The 17,454-nt window shown below is 57.3% G+C and carries 20 protein-coding genes; 2 read left to right on the forward strand and 18 right to left on the reverse strand.

Annotated features, from left to right (window positions below):
- Positions 1 to 57 precede the first annotated feature (57 nt).
- Positions 58 to 507 carry a DUF2919 domain-containing protein gene (locus GXP72_RS16570; protein ID WP_208763133.1) on the reverse strand — a complete coding sequence of 150 codons (450 nt, stop codon included), beginning with the start codon at positions 505 to 507 and terminating at the stop codon, positions 58 to 60.
- Positions 494 to 919, reverse strand: a complete 426-nt coding sequence (locus GXP72_RS16575) for a GNAT family acetyltransferase (RefSeq protein ID WP_024907604.1) — start codon at positions 917 to 919, stop codon at positions 494 to 496. Before GXP72_RS16575 ends, GXP72_RS16570 begins: the two co-directional genes overlap by 14 nt.
- Before the next feature lie 212 nt (positions 920 to 1,131).
- Between GXP72_RS16575 and amiA the strand changes: the two genes are divergently transcribed.
- Both amiA and hemF read left to right on the forward strand, forming a co-directional pair.
- Entirely contained in the window at positions 1,132 to 2,007 is an 876-nt protein-coding gene (gene amiA, locus GXP72_RS16580; protein WP_024907603.1) for an N-acetylmuramoyl-L-alanine amidase AmiA, read from the forward strand.
- The gene (hemF, locus tag GXP72_RS16585) at positions 2,007 to 2,906 is read left to right on the forward strand and encodes an oxygen-dependent coproporphyrinogen oxidase (protein ID WP_208763134.1); all 900 of its coding nucleotides are present in this window, start codon (positions 2,007 to 2,009) and stop codon (positions 2,904 to 2,906) included. The genes amiA and hemF overlap by 1 nt, the downstream gene beginning before the upstream one ends.
- A 108-nt stretch (positions 2,907 to 3,014) precedes the next feature.
- Here hemF and eutR read toward each other — a convergent pair whose 3' ends face one another.
- From eutR to eutP, 16 genes are all read right to left on the reverse strand, one after another.
- On the reverse strand, positions 3,015 to 4,067 hold the full coding sequence (gene eutR, locus GXP72_RS16590) for an HTH-type transcriptional regulator EutR (protein ID WP_090420076.1): 1,053 nt from the start codon (positions 4,065 to 4,067) through the stop codon (positions 3,015 to 3,017).
- 48 nt (positions 4,068 to 4,115) lie between these two features.
- The gene (gene eutK / locus GXP72_RS16595; RefSeq protein WP_208763135.1) at positions 4,116 to 4,646 is read right to left on the reverse strand and encodes an ethanolamine utilization microcompartment protein EutK; all 531 of its coding nucleotides are present in this window, start codon (positions 4,644 to 4,646) and stop codon (positions 4,116 to 4,118) included.
- A gap of 11 nt (positions 4,647 to 4,657) precedes the next feature.
- Complete coding sequence (gene eutL, locus GXP72_RS16600) at positions 4,658 to 5,317, reverse strand: ethanolamine utilization microcompartment protein EutL (protein WP_024907599.1); 660 nt, start codon at positions 5,315 to 5,317, stop codon at positions 4,658 to 4,660.
- A gap of 9 nt (positions 5,318 to 5,326) precedes the next feature.
- The gene (gene eutC / locus GXP72_RS16605; RefSeq protein WP_024907598.1) at positions 5,327 to 6,223 is read right to left on the reverse strand and encodes an ethanolamine ammonia-lyase subunit EutC; all 897 of its coding nucleotides are present in this window, start codon (positions 6,221 to 6,223) and stop codon (positions 5,327 to 5,329) included.
- A gap of 20 nt (positions 6,224 to 6,243) precedes the next feature.
- Positions 6,244 to 7,605, reverse strand: coding sequence for an ethanolamine ammonia-lyase subunit alpha (eutB, locus tag GXP72_RS16610; RefSeq protein WP_208763136.1), 1,362 nt, complete (start codon positions 7,603 to 7,605; stop codon positions 6,244 to 6,246).
- Between the two features lie 11 nt (positions 7,606 to 7,616).
- On the reverse strand, positions 7,617 to 9,020 hold the full coding sequence (gene eutA / locus GXP72_RS16615; protein ID WP_208763137.1) for an ethanolamine ammonia-lyase reactivating factor EutA: 1,404 nt from the start codon (positions 9,018 to 9,020) through the stop codon (positions 7,617 to 7,619).
- Positions 9,017 to 10,249 (reverse strand): ethanolamine utilization protein EutH, encoded by a 1,233-nt coding sequence (gene eutH, locus GXP72_RS16620; protein ID WP_032646725.1) that lies wholly within the window; start codon positions 10,247 to 10,249, stop codon positions 9,017 to 9,019. The genes eutA and eutH overlap by 4 nt, the downstream gene beginning before the upstream one ends.
- 27 nt (positions 10,250 to 10,276) lie before the next feature.
- The gene (gene eutG, locus GXP72_RS16625) at positions 10,277 to 11,464 is read right to left on the reverse strand and encodes an ethanolamine utilization ethanol dehydrogenase EutG (protein ID WP_208763138.1); all 1,188 of its coding nucleotides are present in this window, start codon (positions 11,462 to 11,464) and stop codon (positions 10,277 to 10,279) included.
- The gene (gene eutJ / locus GXP72_RS16630) at positions 11,454 to 12,293 is read right to left on the reverse strand and encodes an ethanolamine utilization protein EutJ (protein ID WP_208763139.1); all 840 of its coding nucleotides are present in this window, start codon (positions 12,291 to 12,293) and stop codon (positions 11,454 to 11,456) included. Before eutJ ends, eutG begins: the two co-directional genes overlap by 11 nt.
- A 12-nt stretch (positions 12,294 to 12,305) precedes the next feature.
- Positions 12,306 to 13,709 (reverse strand): aldehyde dehydrogenase family protein, encoded by a 1,404-nt coding sequence (locus tag GXP72_RS16635; RefSeq protein ID WP_024907593.1) that lies wholly within the window; start codon positions 13,707 to 13,709, stop codon positions 12,306 to 12,308.
- Between the two features lie 11 nt (positions 13,710 to 13,720).
- Positions 13,721 to 14,008: an ethanolamine utilization microcompartment protein EutN gene (gene eutN / locus GXP72_RS16640; protein ID WP_024907592.1), complete on the reverse strand. Its 288-nt coding sequence runs from the start codon at positions 14,006 to 14,008 to the stop codon at positions 13,721 to 13,723.
- Between the two features lie 114 nt (positions 14,009 to 14,122).
- Positions 14,123 to 14,416, reverse strand: a complete 294-nt coding sequence (eutM, locus tag GXP72_RS16645; protein ID WP_003835054.1) for an ethanolamine utilization microcompartment protein EutM — start codon at positions 14,414 to 14,416, stop codon at positions 14,123 to 14,125.
- Positions 14,417 to 14,456: 40 nt separating this feature from the next.
- Positions 14,457 to 15,473 carry a phosphate acetyltransferase gene (pta, locus tag GXP72_RS16650; RefSeq protein WP_024907591.1) on the reverse strand — a complete coding sequence of 339 codons (1,017 nt, stop codon included), beginning with the start codon at positions 15,471 to 15,473 and terminating at the stop codon, positions 14,457 to 14,459.
- Positions 15,470 to 16,273, reverse strand: coding sequence for an ethanolamine utilization cob(I)yrinic acid a,c-diamide adenosyltransferase EutT (eutT, locus tag GXP72_RS16655; RefSeq protein WP_208763140.1), 804 nt, complete (start codon positions 16,271 to 16,273; stop codon positions 15,470 to 15,472). The genes pta and eutT overlap by 4 nt, the downstream gene beginning before the upstream one ends.
- 9 nt (positions 16,274 to 16,282) lie before the next feature.
- On the reverse strand, positions 16,283 to 16,987 hold the full coding sequence (eutQ, locus tag GXP72_RS16660; protein ID WP_048989344.1) for an ethanolamine utilization acetate kinase EutQ: 705 nt from the start codon (positions 16,985 to 16,987) through the stop codon (positions 16,283 to 16,285).
- Positions 16,965 to 17,444, reverse strand: a complete 480-nt coding sequence (eutP, locus tag GXP72_RS16665) for an ethanolamine utilization acetate kinase EutP (RefSeq protein ID WP_032646741.1) — start codon at positions 17,442 to 17,444, stop codon at positions 16,965 to 16,967. Before eutP ends, eutQ begins: the two co-directional genes overlap by 23 nt.
- Positions 17,445 to 17,454: the final 10 nt, after the last annotated feature.

Raw genomic sequence — 17,454 nt, forward strand, 5'->3', positions numbered from 1 at the left:
GTCCTTTCTAATTAAATCAACGCTTGTTGGAGTGCGACATCGGCAAAAAGTGCCGGATTAATCATCCTGAGGCGCAAAACAGGCGCGAAGACGCGGGTTTGTCAGCAGCCACAGCAGCGCCACAATATCGGCCACCACCAGCGCAATACCGATGCCCGTTAGCGGCTCACCGAACCACCAGAGTACCGGCTGCCAGAAGAGCAGCGCAATCTGGGCAAGGATCAGCAGCCCGCGAAGCGCGCGCCACAAACGCGGGATCGCCTGCCGCCGGCCGCTGCACAAAAACGCCACCACCGCCGGTACGCCCGGCAGTAGTCCGAGCCAGAAGGCGTCGTGATCGGGGTAAAAGAGATTCAACAGCGTGTCGCCCTGCCCGCGCGACGCGGCGGCCATCACAAACAGCACCCAGGTCCGGGCCTGGAGCAGCAGAACGCACCAGAATAAAAAGGGCAGCCTGACGCGGCCCTGCGCGTCAAAGTCAGCCGGATGGATCTCAGTACTCTTCATCTTCGATCAGACGCTTGCCCAAAGTCAGCACGTCAGCATGTTCATAGCCCAGACGCTCATACATGCCCAGCACGACGTCGTTATCTTCCCGCACCATGATCTGGATTTTTGGGCAGCCGCGGGCGATCAGCTTCTTCTCAAGTCGGTTCAGCAGCGCATTGGCAATGCCGCGGCCACGGTATTCCGGGTGAACGCCCAGATAATAGGCCGAGCCGCGGTGGCCGTCGTAACCGCCCATTACCGTCCCCACAACCTCGCCATTAACTTCCGCGACCAGAAATAGACTGACGTCGTGATTCACCTTACGTTCGATATCCATTTCCGGATCGTTCCACGGACGCAGCAGATCGCAGCGCTCCCAAAGGGTGATCACCTCTTCGAAATCTTCCTGGCGAAAAACGCGTATCTCCATGGTATTAACCGCCTTTTCGGGTTTAAAAACAGTGATTATGGCGCGAAGCACGCCTTTAGCCAATAACCGGGGAAAATCTCGCCAAAATTTGGCATAATGTCACTTTGTCACGTATTGAAATGAAAAGTAAAACAATTCTCAATATGGACTGTCGTAACGGGAAACACGATACGATATAACACCAGGACCCCATTTTTTAGTATTCAGGCCGCATGAGCACATTCAAACCATTAAAAGCACTCACATCGCGTCGTCAGGTTCTCAAAGCGGGGCTGGCGGCCTTAACGTTAACGGGCATCGCAAAGCAGGCTCAGGCGAAAGACGAGAGCACGCTCAAAACCAGTAACGGACACAGCAAACCGAAAGCCAAAAAGCCGGGCGCGAAGCGTCTGGTGATGCTCGACCCAGGGCACGGCGGCATTGATACCGGCGCCATCGGCAAAAACGGGTCGAAAGAAAAACACGTCGTGCTGGCAATTGCAAAAAATGTGCGCGCAATTTTACGCAGTAACGGCATTGACGCCCGTCTGACGCGTTCTGGCGATACCTTTATTCCGCTGTATGACCGCGTAGAGATCGCCCACCAGCATGGGGCGGATCTGTTTATGTCGATCCACGCCGACGGCTTTACCAACCCTTCTGCGGCCGGTGCCTCGGTGTTTGCGCTTTCCAACCGTGGCGCCAGTAGCGCCATGGCGAAATACCTCTCCGACCGCGAAAACCGGGCGGATGAAGTCGCCGGGAAGAAAGCCACCGACAAAGACCACCTGCTACAGCAGGTGCTGTTCGACCTCGTGCAGACGGATACGATCAAAAACAGCCTGACGCTCGGCTCGCATATTCTGAAGAAGATTAAGCCAGTGCATCGTCTGCACAGTAAAGGCACCGAGCAGGCAGCGTTCGTGGTGCTGAAATCACCGTCCATCCCGTCCGTGCTGGTGGAAACCTCCTTCATTACCAACCCGGAAGAGGAGCGACTCCTCGGCACCACGGCGTTTCGTCAGAAGATCGCCAACGCCATCGCCTCCGGCATTATCAGTTACTTCAACTGGTTCGATAACCAAAAAGCGCACTCCAGGAAACGTTAATGAAACCCGATGCTCAACTGGTCAAAACCTTCCTGCTGCAGGTGCAGGATGAGATCTGCCAGAAACTGGCCGCCGCAGACGGCGGTGAATTTCAGGAAGATACCTGGCAGCGCGAGGCCGGAGGCGGCGGGCGCAGCCGCGTGCTGCGAAACGGCGGCATCTTCGAACAGGCGGGCGTGAATTTTTCCCACGTTCACGGCGACGCCATGCCTGCGTCTGCGACGGCACATCGTCCCGAGCTCGCAGGCCGCAGCTTCGAGGCGATGGGCGTCTCGCTGGTGGTGCATCCGCACAACCCGTTTGTGCCGACCAGCCACGCCAACGTGCGCTTTTTCATTGCGGAAAAACCGGGCGCCGACCCGGTCTGGTGGTTCGGCGGCGGTTTCGACTTAACGCCCTATTACGGCTTCGAAGAGGATGCCGTGCACTGGCACACCACCGCGCGGGATCTTTGCCTGCCGTTTGGCGAAGACGTCTACCCGAAATTTAAAAAGTGGTGCGACGACTACTTTTACCTGAAGCACCGCGACGAGCAGCGCGGCATCGGCGGGCTGTTCTTTGACGATCTCAACACGCCGGATTTTGATACCGCGTTCAGCTTTATGCGCGCGGTGGGTGAAGGCTATACCGACGCGTACCTGCCGATTGTCGAACGCCGTAAAAACACCAACTATGGCGTGCGCGAACGTGAGTTCCAGCTCTACCGTCGGGGGCGCTACGTGGAATTTAATCTGGTGTGGGATCGCGGGACGCTGTTCGGCCTGCAGACCGGCGGGCGCACGGAGTCGATTTTAATGTCGATGCCGCCGCTGGTGCGCTGGGAATATGACTGGCAGCCGGAAGCGAACAGCCCGGAAGCTGCCCTTAGCGAGTTTATTCAGATCCGCGACTGGGTGTAGTTTACCTGACCTGATGACGGCTAGCGCCTTATCAGGCCTGCAACGACTGAGGCACCGCCCCGCAGGCTGGATAAGGCGCAAAGCGTCGTATCCGGCACAATAATGTCATCACGCCCACTGGCGCATACGCTGATGCAGCGTCAACGACGGTTTCTCCGCAAACAATTGCTGATAGTCAGTGGCAAACTGCCCCAGATGCCAGAATCCCCACTGCATGGCGGCGTCTTTTACCGTCACGCTTTGCGACCACGGGCTTATCAGCTCGCGACGCACGGCGTTCAGACGAATACGTTTTAACCAGGCATTCGGACCAATTCCGAGTATCGTATGAAAGGCGTTTTGCAGCGTCCGACGGCTGACGTGCAACTGATTACACAGGTCAAGTACGGTCAGCGGCTCTGACATATTTTCCAGCACATATTCGCGCGCACGCGACAGCAGGCGACGATAGCTCTGATGGCTGATACTCTCGGCCGTGATTATCGGCTGCGCTTCTTCCAGCATTGTGCCCATCGCCAGCAGCAGGTTATCGCCCAGCACTTTGCGTACCGCAGGTTGATGGAGGTTTACCGGATTCTCGCTAAATGTCGCCAGCGCCTGCTGCACAAAGCCCCATAGAGCAGCTTTGTGTTGTTCTTTCACTTCCAGCGCCGACTGGTTACGCAGCATATGCATCACCCTTTCCGGGTTATGCAGGAAGTTGGCCTGACGGGCAATCGCCTCTTCCGAAATAACGACGCCCAGAATGGTGTAATCATCTGGCGTACTCAGTTCAAACTCCGTCCCGCCCGGGCGGGTGGCAATTTCAGCGTTACCCAGACACTGGGTGCCGATAAATCCCTGTTCGCCGCGCGTGGCCGGAATACCAAACCAGAACGAGTTCGGCCAGACAAGACATGACTGACGCAGCGCCAGTCCGGTGTATTCACGGAAAACCTGAATATCGTCGAGCAGGATTTCCGTGAACTCGCCATGAAATTTTCCCGGATGCAGCTGGTCGTAGATTTGCTGCCAGGCGGTAATCGTCAGCGCATGCTCATACACATCCGTTGTGCGCCGCTGATGAACGTTGTCCACCTCCACTTTCGGCGTAAGTTTAACGTCTTCGGGTAATGCTTCATGATAAAGATGGTGCAGGTTTGCAGTTCGGGTCTTTTTCATGATCTTTTAAGCCGGAAGCCTCCACGAAGCCCCCGGCCCTCCGACAGGTTAATTTTTTAAGCGATAGCGACTACTGCGTTTACGCAACGCTCCGTGAGAAAAGAGCTGTTCCAGCGCCTTTCTGGCTTCATCCAGTGACCAGCCAAAGTGGGCAGCCACTTCCCCTGCCGTCATTCCTTGACGGACCGATGCCAACAGCGTCAGAAGTTGCTCAGAGGATTCAGACGTCAACGGGGCATCCTGCGTCTTCTGCGGATTTACCTCTGTTTTCACTTCTGGCTTCTGTTCTGGTTTCTTCGGCTGGCGCGTAAAACCGCCGATCAGCCACTGGGTGTCATCGTCCGGCCGGCCTATTTCCTTACGGCTGATAACACGGCCTGTACGCGCTGCGGCAGCGCTGCCGGCATCCAGCGCTGCGCGGCACGCAGCCAGATCGCCTTCCACCACCAGCGTCAGCCGGCCAGGATCGAGCACTTCGTGGCTCAGCAGACGCACGTTAGCGGCTTTCAACATGGCATCTGCCGCGTCGACGCCAGCCACCATGCCATCCACTTCCAGTAATCCCAGTGCATTGATCATCACTACCTCTCTTACGCGCGCTGGACTGGATTACGGGCAATATCCAGCACGGCATCAGCAAAGGCGTTACAGGCGGCTTTACAGGCGGCCTGGCTACCGGTCAAAAACGCGGCCGAATAGTTGGTTTCTGACGGTGGCGGCACATAGGTGACAATCTGCACATCGGCAGATTTCAGCGCAGCATCAATACCCAACGTCGCCTCCAGCGGCGGCGCCACCAGATACGCCATCGGATCACCAGGTCGGCATCCTGCGGTCGCCGAGAGATACGACCCGGTACGCGAAACCACATGCGCCAGGAAAGCGGTATCTTCTGCGTCATTTGCCCACTGGAAAGCCGCACCGCTTTCAATATTGGCCACCATCGCGTCCAGACCTGCGCGAACTTCGGCCGGGTTTGGCCCTCCGAGCATAATCAGCACTTCGCCCGAGGTTGGAGAGGGGCTGTGCGCCGCGCCGGCATACAGCGAGCGGCCATAAACCACTTCGACCATTGCCTGTTTTGTCGCTTCGTCTGCGGCAATATACGCCACGTCATCAGAATCTGCTGTGATGAGTCCAAGGCTACGTATATGTGGCGGTAATTTAAGTTCACGGGCAAAACCGTCATTTACCGAGGCAATCACGCGCATTGCGGTGACTGAAGGTCTAATCAAATCTAATGCTGGCATGATGCCTCCTTAACGGGTCATATTGATGCCGGATGCTTTTTGCTCCAGCATGCGCCTGGCCAAATCCACAATCACCGCCGCCGCTTCAACCGGTGGCGTACCGCCCTGATGAATATTCGAGATACAGGTACGGTCAGCTTCAACGGTCGTCGCCACGCGCGGCGAATAGACGGCATAGCAGGAAAGGCTTTCAGACTGGCCAAGGCCCGGACGTTCCCCAACCAGCAGGATCACCGCTTTCGCACCAAGCAGTTCGCCGATCTGATCTTCGATTTTCACGCGACCATAGCGAACAAAGAACGGTGTCCCAACCTTCAATCCGGCCTGTTTTAAGCCCGACAACAGCGGCGGCAGGATCTCTTCGTAGTTGGCGGTGATGGCGTCGGTAGACAGGCCATCAGAGATAATCACCTGCACATCCGGGTTCATTACACACTGTGATTTCAGCGCTTCAATGGCTTCCGCACTCAGACGACGCCCCAGATCCGGGCGCGTCAGGTACAGGTTTTTGTCACTGATTTCCGAGCGTACTTCCAGCAGCCCCTGGGCTTTTACCCACTCTTCGGGCACTTCTTTCAACACCGTGTCTTTTGAACGCGAGTGATCGGCCAGGAAACGCAGCAGCGCCTGAGTGCGCGGGCGTGGACCGGCACGGCCGGTACATACACGCGCGGCGGTGCTGCGACGCAGCTCGGTCAACACCTCTGCGCGATGCGGGTTCTCAACGCCAATCCACGCTTTGGCCTCGGCTGAGCCTAAATCCATTGCACAGCTTTCACCCGTTGGTGCAGCACACTGCGCGGTGCTACATTTCTCTTCAGGTGACGACGCTTGCGCCTGCGGCTGCGACTCTCCCATTGACGCCATAACGCTGCGTACAATTTCTTCAATCTGTTTTTGATCCATCGTGTGTCATCCCCGCGTCATCAGAAGAACAGTGACGGATCGCCCGCCCGTTTGGTCAGGCGACCGTTTGCCATAATGCCCATGGTTTCCAGCCAGCGTTCAAACTCCGGCGACGGCCGTAAATTCAGCAACTGACGGACGGTGGCGGTATCGTGAAAGGCGGTGGTCTGATAGTTGAGCATGATGTCGTCACCGAGCGGCATGCCCATGATGTAGTTGCAGCCAGCGGTGGCGAGCAGAACCATCAGGTTTTCGTTGAGGTTCTGGTCAGCATCAGCATGGTTGGTGTAGCAGCAGTCGCAGCCCATTGAGATGCCACTCAGCTTGCCCATAAAGTGATCTTCCAGACCCGCGCGAATAATCTGACGATCGTTGTACAGATACTCCGGCCCGATAAAGCCCACCACGGTGTTCACCAGAAACGGATCGTAGTGACGCGCCAGCCCGTAGTTACGCGCTTCCATCGTCACCTGATCGGCACCGAAGTTAGCGCCTGCGGAGAGCGCAGACCCTTGTCCGGTTTCGAAGTACAGGCAGTTTTCACCGGCGATGCGGTTGAACTCCGCGCCCACTGCGCGTGCTTCATCCAGCATGGCCAGCTCAACGCCGAACTCTTTTAAGCCTTTCTCGCTGCCGCAGATACTCTGGAAAATCAGCCCGCCCGGCGCGCCGCGACGAATCGCTTCGATCTGGGTGGTAACGTGTGCCAGTACGCAGCCCTGGGTCGGGATGTTGAATTTATCGATAACGCCGTACACGGTATCCAGTACGCGGCTTAAGTTTTCCACATCATCCGTTACCGGGTTTACGCCAATTACCGCATCGCCCGCACCGAAGGAGAGTCCCTCGTAGATTTGTGCCGCAATACTCTGCACGTCATCACGGGTGTCGTTCGGCTGTAAACGGCAGCTGAAAGTGCCAGGAAGACCAATAGTGGTGTTGGCCTTTTTGATAACCGGCATTTTCTTACCGCCGTAGATCAGGTCCGCGTTAGAGCAGATTTTAGCTACCGCGGCGACCACTTCCGACGTTAACCCTTTACGCGTAAACGCAATGTCATCAACGGAGGTTTCATCGCTCAGCACGTACTCGCGCAGTTCGCTGATGCTCCAGTTTTTGATGCGGTTATAGGCCGTTTCGTTGACGTCATCCTGAATCAGACGCGTGACGCAGTCCTCTTCATAGGAAATCACCGGGTTATTGCGGATATCCGCTACCGTCATTTCTGACAGAACCTGCTTGGCCGCCACGCGCTCCTGCGAACTGGTTGCAGCTACCCCTGCCAGCACATCCCCCGAACGCAGTTCGTTGGCTTTTGCCAGCACCTCTTTCACATCCTTAAACTGATAAACATTGCCGAACAATGTGGTCTTTAGTTTCATAAGTCGTTCCCTCAGGAAGGAAATGCGAGTGATTTCACCGTCACCGGCACAACCGATCCGCCAAAAAGAGGCGTACCAATGTCGATATAGTCCCCCGCCCGGACAACCACCTCATCGATGGCCGCCAGCGGGTGTTGCTGTAACTGTGGGCGTAACAGCATGCCCAGGGCTTTACCAAAATCCTGCTCGGCTACCACCAGCAGGGGATGCGGATTCGGATAGCGCGCGACAAAGGCCAGCAGCGCATCAATCACCGTTAATAGCGCGGCGTAGCGCACCGGCAGCGAACCGGGCAGCGCCAGCACGTAGGCATCCGTTTGCGGATCCAGATCGAGTTGCATCAGCGCTTGCTGCCAGGCGGCAACCAGATCAGCCTCATCAACCGGAATCGCCACCGGCAGATTGCGCAGCGGAAGCGTCACGCCTTCCAGCCAGATAGTGCTGCCCGAAAGCGACAGCGTATGTGCACCGGCACCAATCACCGTGGCACGCACGGTCTGCGCCGGGAACTGCACGTTCATCTCACGCAGACGCGGATGTTCATGCAGCGCCGTGGCGAGGAGCGGCCCGATATCGGAAAAACAGAACGGATCGGCTGGTTGGTTGCGGTAGCATTCGCCCACTCCCCCTGAAAGCGTAATCACATCCGGTTTCACACCCGCAGGCAGTAAACCGGTTTGCATCATCGCCTGCGCCAGCGGTGAAAGCGTGCCGTCAATCACCTCCACAATCAGCGCCGCCATCCGTCTGGCCACCTGAACAAGCTGCCCCGCATTGAGGGTTCGGGCGTCAAAGCCCGGACCAAATACGTCATCAACAATCATCTGCCCCGGTTGATGCGCATGCACCACTCGCCCCTGACCGTCCGTTTCCAGAAGCCTTCCTCCAACGTTCAGGCAGGCCGAACCGCTGACCTTTCCGGCATCGAACAGGACGTAGTTCGACGTCCCGCCGCCGATGTCGATATTCAGTACCCGGCACATTTTTTGCTCGGACAGGGTTTGCACTCCCGCGCCTTGACCGGCAATCACCGATTCCAGATGCGGGCCGGCGCTGGCAACCACAAAGTCCCCCAGCGACTGGGAGAGCGCCATCACTGCGGGTCGTGCGTTGCGGGTTTTGGCGCTTTCTCCGGTAATGATGATCGCACCGGAATCGACGACCTCAGGCTTGATGCCCGCCGCCTGATACTGGGCGAGGATCAGCGCCTTAAGTTCGGCCTCTTTCAACCCGCCCTGCTTATCAACCGGGGTAAAAAACACCGGGCTTTGCCAGCTAATTTCGCGTTTGATGAATTCGTAACGCGGCACCTGCGACACTGCCGCACGGTTGACCAGCTCAAGGCGCGAGAAGATCACCTGAGTGGTGGTGGTGCCGATATCGATACCGACGCTGAGTAGCTGGCGAATATTCACGATTGCGCCTCCGGATGAGTGTCTGCTGGTGCCGGAACATCTTCGTCTTTCGGTACTAACAGCATAGCCACGCCAATCGCCGTCACACCGCCGATCAACTTGCCGACAATCATTGGGAAGATCATCGCGTTCATGTTGGCAGCGGCGAAGCCTAAGTGGTCCCCCAGAGCAAAGGCCGCGGAGACCGCAAAGGCGCAGTTGATCACTTTGCCGCGGGTATCCATATTCTTCATCATGCCGAACATCGGGATGTTGTTCGCCAGCGTCGCGACCATCCCCGCAGCCGCAATGTTATTAACGTTTAACAGGTTGCCGACGCTCATCAGCGGTTTTTCAAACCAGCGGGTCAACAGCAGCACCATCGGGTAGGCGCCCAGCAGCACACAGGAGATAGAACCGATAACTTCGATGGCGCGCATCACTTCACCCGGCCTGTCTCCCGGTGCCATGAAGATAGGATCAAGACCCGGAATCAGCTCCCAGCCGAGCAGGAATTTGATCACCGCAGCCGCCAGGCCGAGGGTGATCAGCGCCACAAGGAATTTCGCGAAGATCTGGAAGCCGTTGATCATTTTTTCCGGGATGAATTTCAATCCCAGCGCCACCAGCACGGCCACGATCAGCACCGGGATCATGTTCATCAGGATCAGCGCAAAAGTGAACTCTACCGGCTGACCATTGATTTCGACGCCGGAGTACATCGCGACCAAACCACCCGCAATACAGCCAACTGGAATGGTGACAATACCGGCCAGCACGCCCAGCGCCAGATAACGACGATCGGACGGTTCAATAATTCCCAGCGCAACCGGAATGGAGAAGACCAGCGTCGGCCCCATCATCGCTCCGAGGATCAGGCCAGAGTACAGCCACGCCGCAACGTCGCCGCCCGCCAGTTCTTTCGCCAGGAAGAAGCCGCCCATATCGCACGCCAGCAGCGTTCCGGCAAACATCGACGGGTTTGCGCCCAGCATTTCGTACAGCGGAATAATCACCGGCCCAAGCACATGCGCCAGTACGGGTGCCAGCGCGGTCATACCGACCATTGCCAGGCCCAGCGCGCCCATCGCCATGAAACCTTCTTCAAACTGGCCGCCCGAACCCTCAATACTCTTACCGAACTTACCGAGGAAGCGCGCCGAACCGCCGAACTGCGACAGGATCCTGTCCACGGCGGCAATCAGCATAAAGAACATCATGATGTACATGATGATTTCGTTAATTCCCATAACCTTCACTCCCTGTCATATGTGTATTTATTGTGCCGTCGCATACAACGCGATAATGTCGGCCTGCGTGGCGGTGCGTGGGTTACTGCGAATACAAATATCCTCCAGCGCGGCATGCGCCCATGCGCTGTAATGCTCGGGCTTTGCCCCAACGTCAGAGAGTCGTTTTGTCTGGCCCACTTCACTAATCAACTCGCTGACGGCGTTGATGGCATCGCGATCGTCCGACTTCTTGTTAGTTAACGCCCGTCCGATATGGCTGAAGCGCTCACGACACACCATGCGGTTGAACCCCATTACCGTGGGCAGCAGCATGGCGTTAGCCTGTCCGTGCGGGATATGCAGCGCAGCGCCCGGCTGGTGCGCCATCGCATGACACAAGCCCAGTCCCGCGCTTGAAAACGCCATTCCCGCCATGCAGGACGCCAGCAGCATGCTTTCCCGCGCCGCCAGATCCTGACCGTAGCCGACGGCCTTTGGCAGCGATTTACCGATCATCGCAATCGCGCCAATCGCCAGGCTGTCGGTAAACGGCGTCGCGTTCAGCGCGCTATATGCTTCAACGGCGTGCGTCAGCGCATCGATCCCGGTCATCGCCGTGACGTGTGCGGGCACACCTTCCGTCAGCGCGGCGTCAAGGATCGCCACATCCGGCATCAGCATTGCGTGGGCCAGCACTTGTTTAAGTCCTGTCGCGACGTCGATAATCACCGTGACGTTAGTGGTTTCTGAGCCTGTTCCGGCGGTAGTTGGCACCGCAATCAGCGGCAGACGCGCACGCAACACGCTGTGCTCCGTCATGTCAGCCAGCGTCTGCGTGGGGTTGGTCACCAGCAACGCGACTGCCTTTGCGGCATCCAGTACGGAACCGCCGCCGAAGGCCACAACGCTATCGCACTTCGATTCACGCAATTGCGCGACCGCCGCGCAGACGTCCGTAATGCACGGTTCGCCCGCCGGACATGGCCACAGCGTCATCGCCACGCCTTTCATCGCCAGGCTGCGCTCCAGTGCAGCGGTCATCCCCGCCTGATGCAGGAAACGATCAACCATGACGAACATATGCGTCAGTCCGCGCGCTTTTGCTTCCTGCCCACAGGTACTCAGCGCTCCCAGTCCACATAACGTAACCGGTGGAACGCTAAACGTTTTTACGCGTTGCAGATTCAGGGTATCGAATGCCTGAAAGAGCGCGGTCTGCAATTCAGCTTGCATAGATTCCTTCCGCTTTTTCTTTTCCGCTATTTGCAATCGCCAGCGGAGTCATAAACAGGCTGTGCTGGGGTAAATGCACCTGCAGATTCGGGAAACGCTTACGGAACAGTTCATCAACGCCCGGCTGCATACAGGAGCCACCGGCCAGCCACAAGTCAGCGACGCCCTGTCCGGCTATATGGTGAGCCACGATTTCCGCCATCTTTTCGTAGACCGGCTTAACCACTGGCCAGATTTCTTTGCCATTGCTGCGCTTGTACTGCTCGGCTTCCTCCAACTGGATGCGACGGTTCCCGGCGAGCGTCAGGGAAATATGGTGCCCGCCGGTCGCTTCATCGGCGGAATAGATCACTTTGCCCTGTTTAACAATGGCAATCCCGGTGGTACCGCCCCCGATATCCACCACGCCAGCGTTATCGAGCTGCAACAGGTCCGCCACCGCGGTCGGTTCGTCGAGCACATGACTCACTTCAAGTCCGGCAGACTCCAGCACGTTGATCGAAATGCGCCGGTCCGTTCCCGGTGGAAACGAGGTTGCCGCATGGGTAAAGCGGCAACCCAGCTGTTGTTCGAGCGTATCGAGATGGCGACGAACGAGGGTCACCGCGCCGAAGAAATCCCAGACGATGCCATCGCGCACGACATCGGCCCAGTCCAGGCAAACCGCAACCGGCTGTCCGTCACTGTCGACAACCATCGACACCACATCACACGTTCCCAAATCAACGCCCAGCCACAGCGGTGAATCGCTCACAGCAGGCGTCTGGTTACATAGCGCTGCCGCTTTTAGCAGCCTGGGTGTCAGCCAACGCTGTTCGTCGTGCGCCATCCCTTTTACTCCTTATACAATTCTGAAGGCGTCCACCAACACACAGCGACGCAGACGCACAAACGTGCGCGCGCTGGTCACCCCTTCCCCGGTTGGTGTGGTAATGGTCATCGTGGTCCAGCCTTCGCCGCCGAGCCCAAGCCCCGCAATACACGGTCCGTTCTTGACGAAAATGCTGGTATCAATGGCGTTTGCCATGCGGTTCATGTTGTCGATATTGCGCGAATGCATCGCCGCCGTATGGTGACAGCCGCCTTCAAGCTTGACCGCCAGTTCAATGGCCTCATCGACGCTGGCGACCCGCACGACAGGCAGCACCGGCATCATCAATTCGGTGACGGCAAACGGATGCGTCGCTGAGGTTTCGACGAATAACAGCCGCGTTTGCTCTGGTACGGTCAGACCAATCGTCGCCGCGATTTTTCCTGCATCGCGGCCTACCCAGTCACGACTGACCGTGCCTTTACCGCGCTCATCGATATTTTTCAGCAGCACAGGTTGCAGCTGTTCGGCCTGAGCCGCTGTCAGTTTCACCGCATGCTGGCTTTCCATCAGGCGCATCAGTTCGTCGGCAACGCTATCCACGACGATCAGGACTTTTTCATCGGCGCAGATGATGTTGTTATCAAACGATGCGCCTTTGACGATCGACTGCGCCGCGCGGGCCAGGTCGGCCGTTTCATCCACCACCACCGGCGGGTTACCCGCACCGGCGGCAATCAGACGCTTGTTGGTGTGCTTACGCGCAGCATCCACTACGGCTTCACCGCCGGTCACCACCAGCAGGCCGATGCCTGGGTACTTGAACAGGCGCTGGGCGGTTTCGATATCCGGATTGGCAACGGTCACCAGCAGGTTTGCCGGGCCGCCTGCGGCAACAATCGCCTGGTTAAGCAGCGTAATGGCGCGCTGAGAGACTTTTTTTGCCGCAGGATGCGGGGCGAAGACCACGCTGTTGCCAGCGGCAATCAGGCTGATGGCGTTGTTGATAACAGTTGCGGCAGGGTTGGTAGACGGCGTCACCGAGGCCACCACGCCCCACGGCGCATTTTCAATCAGCGTCAGACCGTTATCGCCGGTCAGGACCTGTGGAGACAGGCATTCCACCCCCGGCGTACCGCGTGCCTGCGCCACGTTTTTGGCAAATTTATCGTCAACGCGTCCCATGCCGGTTTCTGTGACGGCAAGTTCCGCTAATTCTCTGGCGTGCTTTTCGCCCGCCTCGCGAAGAGCCGCGATAGCCAACTGACGCATGGCGACGCTTTTCAACCCCTGCTGGGCCAGTTTTGCTGCCGTCACTGCGTCATCCAGGGAGGCAAAAACGCCCATTTCTTGAACGGCACTGACGGGCTGGCTGCTGTCTTTCATTTTCAGCAGCACCGCTTTCACGACCTGTTCAATATCCTGTTGATTCATGATTTTCTGCCTTATTTATGGAAGATCACCTGGCCACCAGCCACCACTTCATCGACGATGCCAATCACGCACAGATCGACAGGTGATGATTCGTGACGGTGCGCCTGACGGGCTGAGCTGCCGCTGACCAGCAGCACCCACTCCCCGGTTCCCGCTCCGATGCTGTCGATAGCAACAGCACACTGGCCGTCGGGATTACCCTGGGCATCAATCATTTCCACCATCAGCAACTTGTCGTGCGCGAGCCCCTGATGGCGTACGGTACAAACAATTTGTCCTGTGACGATTGCCAGTTTCATACGCGCCTCCGTGGCATATTTCAGGTAAAACCTCCCCCTACCCTCCGCAGAAGGTAATGTGAAAAGGAGAGAGGGTGACGCCAGCAATGAAATTTGTGGCGTCACATGGACGACTTACATGTCGTTGCTGTCGCCTTTAAAGCTGATCGGGAACACTTCTTCCAGATCGCCATGCGGGCGCGGGATCACGTGTACGGAAACCAGCTCGCCAATACGCTGTGCAGCCGCAGCACCTGCGTCTGTTGCCGCTTTACATGCCGCTACGTCGCCACGGACCATAGCCGTGACCAGACCGCCACCGATCTGTTTCACGCCAACCAGTTTCACACGTGCCGCTTTAACCATTGCGTCAGAAGCCTCAATCAGTGCAACCAGGCCCCGGGTTTCAATCATTCCTAATGCTTCCATTTTGCTTTCCTCTTAAGTCAAAGGGGTCCAGAACGGGACCTTATACAACCAGTGTGTGCGAGGCGTTTTCACGACTCACGTCAGTCTGGCGCGGCACAGCGGCCACCAACGCCAGTTCGATAATTTCCTGTACGCTACAGCCGCGAGAGAGGTCGTGAAGCGGTGCGGCAAGTCCCTGAATCAAGGGGCCAACGGCGCGATATCCTCCCAAACGCTGGGCGATTTTGTAGCCAATATTGCCTGCCTCCAGCGACGGGAAAACCATCACGTTGGCATTGCCCTTTAACGGACTGGCGGGCGCTTTTTGCGCGGCGACTTCCGGAACAAAGGCGGCATCAAATTGCAGTTCGCCATCCACGATAAGCTGCGGGGCACGCTCACGAACAATCTCCGTCGCCTGCTGCACGTTAGCGACGTTGGGATGGCGAGCGCTGCCATTACTTGAAAACGACAGCATGGCCACGCGCGGCTCTTCCCCCGTGATCCCCTGCCATGTCTGCGCGCTGGCAATCGCAATATCCGCCAGCTGTGCGGCGGTGGGCTGCGGCACGACGCTGCAATCGGCAAACCCTAATGACGGCCCGAGATACTGTGGCAGCATCAGGAAAATTGACGACAGCGTTTTACAGCCTGGCTGTAGCCCAATAATGCGCAAACCGGCGCGCAGCACGTTTGCCGTCGACGATAGATTGCCCGCAATACAGACGTCAGCTTTACCCGCGCTGACCATTGCCGCGGCGAACATCAGCGGATCGTTGAGTTTTTCCCGGGCATCCGCAGGCGTTTTATCTCCCGCGCGGGCCAACCAGCGCAGCGCAAACTCTTCACGCATTGGCAGGTTGCTTTGCGGATCGATTACCTGAATGCCATCCATCGCCACCCGGTGGCTGAGAGCAAACTGGCGCAGCGCAAACGGGCTGGCGACGAGAATGGGACGCGCCAGACGGTGCTGATGCAGGTAATTTGCCGCCTTCAGTACCCGAACATCCAGCGCATCCGGAAACACCACCCGTGCAGGTGAGCGGTGGGAGAGTTGACGAGCACGTTCAATGATCATGGTTTCTCCCCCAGTCGCTGTTGAATTTGGCTAACCGTCAGCGGGTGCTTCGCAACGCTCAGAATCATCATGACGTAGACCGTACTGGAAAGGCGGTTGAGCGCCTGCATGATGTCCGGTCGCATGACTTCAAAACTACGGGTGATGAAAACCTGGGCCGCCACCGTCTCCGTTTCACGGACTTTGGTACGCAGCAGATTAAGCAGCGCGCAATCATGTCCGTGACTGGCTTCAGGCACCAGATGGTCGTGGTCCAGATAGCGCAGCGGCTGATGCGAAAGGCGGTGTAAATCGTCGTCACTTAAGCCGACGATAGCTTGTGCTCCCAGCAGCTCGTCCATCGCATCGGCGCGCATAATGTTGCCCAGGCGCGAACGGATATCCGAAAGCCACGGCTGCCACGGTTGCCCAAGCTCTATCTGCAACCACACGGCCAGCGCGATGGTGCTGTCCAGCGCGGCGCGAAATCCCAGGCGCGGATCACTTTTGGCAACCATCTTGTTCGCAGTCAGATGCGTCAGCGTGTCAGGTTTCTTCGCCACCGGTTGATGACACAGTTCGCAGCTGGCCTGTGGATGCGTATCGCTGCTGGTTAACCCATGCACCGGCTGCGGCTGCTGGTCTTCGTCAGCAATAAACAGGCTGCCCTGCTCGTCGATAAACTTAATGCGCAGATGTCGGCTTTCCAGTAATTCCCGGGCAGACGGCGTCAGGCGAGCGTCAGCGGGGAGATGAATTTCAGCCCCTTCGCTGAGCGTATGATTCGCTCTGAGCCATGCTTCGGTAATGAAATCCTTCATACATCCGCCTTAGCAGGACTGCCAGTTCGCAGGCCAGGCCACATACAGAAACTTCACCGTCGAGGGCGTACCAAATTCGATGCTGGAGCCTTTCGGGATAAACATCACGTCCCCGGCTTTAGCAATCATGGTTTCACCTTCGTGACGAACGTGCAGCTCACCTTCCAGAATCATGTCGATTTCGTCGTAGTTCAGCGTCCATGGGAAAAAGGCGTTATCCCACTGCATGAACCCGGCGGCCATACTGCTGCCGTCCTGGTCGGTCACCAGATCGGTTAACCCCACACAGTGCGGCTGTGCGCCGTCAAAACGACCAAACTTCACGCTACTGCCGTCGATGACTTTGACGCCGCCTTTACCAGTCACCGAGTGAAAGCTCGGCTGCATTCCGCCCTGCTCCAGCGACTGTTTCTCCTTCATGACTTTGTCCATCAGTTGGGCAACCAGGCTTTCGGTAAACTGTCCTTCCGGTAACTGTGCAATGATGGTTTCGCGAATGCGTTGATTTTCCGTTTTGCCATCAATCACCGCAGCCGGTTTAGCAGCGGCTGCACATGGCGTGGATTCATCGCATTCGCTGATGGTGACGCCCAGCAGCTCCGCAACTTCGCGCGCCTCCGGGGTGATGATGCTGGCGCGCAGAACAACTGACATTTCCTGTTCGCCGCGTGCGTGGGCCGCACGAATATCGTTAGCTGTGATGAGTTTTTTCACCTGCCCTTTCCTCCTTTTGGCTGAGCTCAGTCAGATAATCCACCAGATGCTGCACGCTGCGCGGGTCATGGCTATTGAGCTCAAAAATCGGCTCCTGAAACCCCATCCCGCAAAGAAGTTGTTGCGTTGCGGCGACGTCGGCATCCGGCAGGTCCGTTTTGCTGATAACGGCGATTTGTCGTTTACTTGCGCCAATATCCAGCAGCCCGGCAGGTAAGCGACTTTCTTTATCATTTGCCGCATGTATATAAATCAACGTATCGACATCCTGCAGCGTGGTAATTAAGGCGTGATACCAGCGAGGATGGCTAAAATATTCCCCTGGCGTATCGATATCGCCATTCTCATTAAACTCCACGGCCTGTGTTTTTCTGGCGAGGGAATAATTTCCCTGTAGCGCATTAAAGAGCGTCGTTTTCCCCGCCCCCACCGTACCGACAAACGCAATACGTTTCATCGCCGCCTCT

This window comes from Enterobacter sp. SES19, assembly GCF_011765665.1.
Classification (GTDB): domain Bacteria; phylum Pseudomonadota; class Gammaproteobacteria; order Enterobacterales; family Enterobacteriaceae; genus Enterobacter; species Enterobacter pseudoroggenkampii.

Coding starts and splice junctions, on each gene's coding strand:
- GXP72_RS16570 (WP_208763133.1), bottom strand. CDS start 507: ATGAAGAGTACTGAGATCCATCCGGCTGACTTTGACGCGCAGGGCCGC.
- GXP72_RS16575 (WP_024907604.1), bottom strand. CDS start 919: ATGGAGATACGCGTTTTTCGCCAGGAAGATTTCGAAGAGGTGATCACC.
- amiA (WP_024907603.1), top strand. CDS start 1,132: ATGAGCACATTCAAACCATTAAAAGCACTCACATCGCGTCGTCAGGTT.
- hemF (WP_208763134.1), top strand. CDS start 2,007: ATGAAACCCGATGCTCAACTGGTCAAAACCTTCCTGCTGCAGGTGCAG.
- eutR (WP_090420076.1), bottom strand. CDS start 4,067: ATGAAAAAGACCCGAACTGCAAACCTGCACCATCTTTATCATGAAGCA.
- eutK (WP_208763135.1), bottom strand. CDS start 4,646: ATGATCAATGCACTGGGATTACTGGAAGTGGATGGCATGGTGGCTGGC.
- eutL (WP_024907599.1), bottom strand. CDS start 5,317: ATGCCAGCATTAGATTTGATTAGACCTTCAGTCACCGCAATGCGCGTG.
- eutC (WP_024907598.1), bottom strand. CDS start 6,223: ATGGATCAAAAACAGATTGAAGAAATTGTACGCAGCGTTATGGCGTCA.
- eutB (WP_208763136.1), bottom strand. CDS start 7,605: ATGAAACTAAAGACCACATTGTTCGGCAATGTTTATCAGTTTAAGGAT.
- eutH (WP_032646725.1), bottom strand. CDS start 10,249: ATGGGAATTAACGAAATCATCATGTACATCATGATGTTCTTTATGCTG.
- eutG (WP_208763138.1), bottom strand. CDS start 11,464: ATGCAAGCTGAATTGCAGACCGCGCTCTTTCAGGCATTCGATACCCTG.
- eutJ (WP_208763139.1), bottom strand. CDS start 12,293: ATGGCGCACGACGAACAGCGTTGGCTGACACCCAGGCTGCTAAAAGCG.
- GXP72_RS16635 (WP_024907593.1), bottom strand. CDS start 13,709: ATGAATCAACAGGATATTGAACAGGTCGTGAAAGCGGTGCTGCTGAAA.
- eutN (WP_024907592.1), bottom strand. CDS start 14,008: ATGAAACTGGCAATCGTCACAGGACAAATTGTTTGTACCGTACGCCAT.
- eutM (WP_003835054.1), bottom strand. CDS start 14,416: ATGGAAGCATTAGGAATGATTGAAACCCGGGGCCTGGTTGCACTGATT.
- pta (WP_024907591.1), bottom strand. CDS start 15,473: ATGATCATTGAACGTGCTCGTCAACTCTCCCACCGCTCACCTGCACGG.
- eutT (WP_208763140.1), bottom strand. CDS start 16,273: ATGAAGGATTTCATTACCGAAGCATGGCTCAGAGCGAATCATACGCTC.
- eutP (WP_032646741.1), bottom strand. CDS start 17,444: ATGAAACGTATTGCGTTTGTCGGTACGGTGGGGGCGGGGAAAACGACG.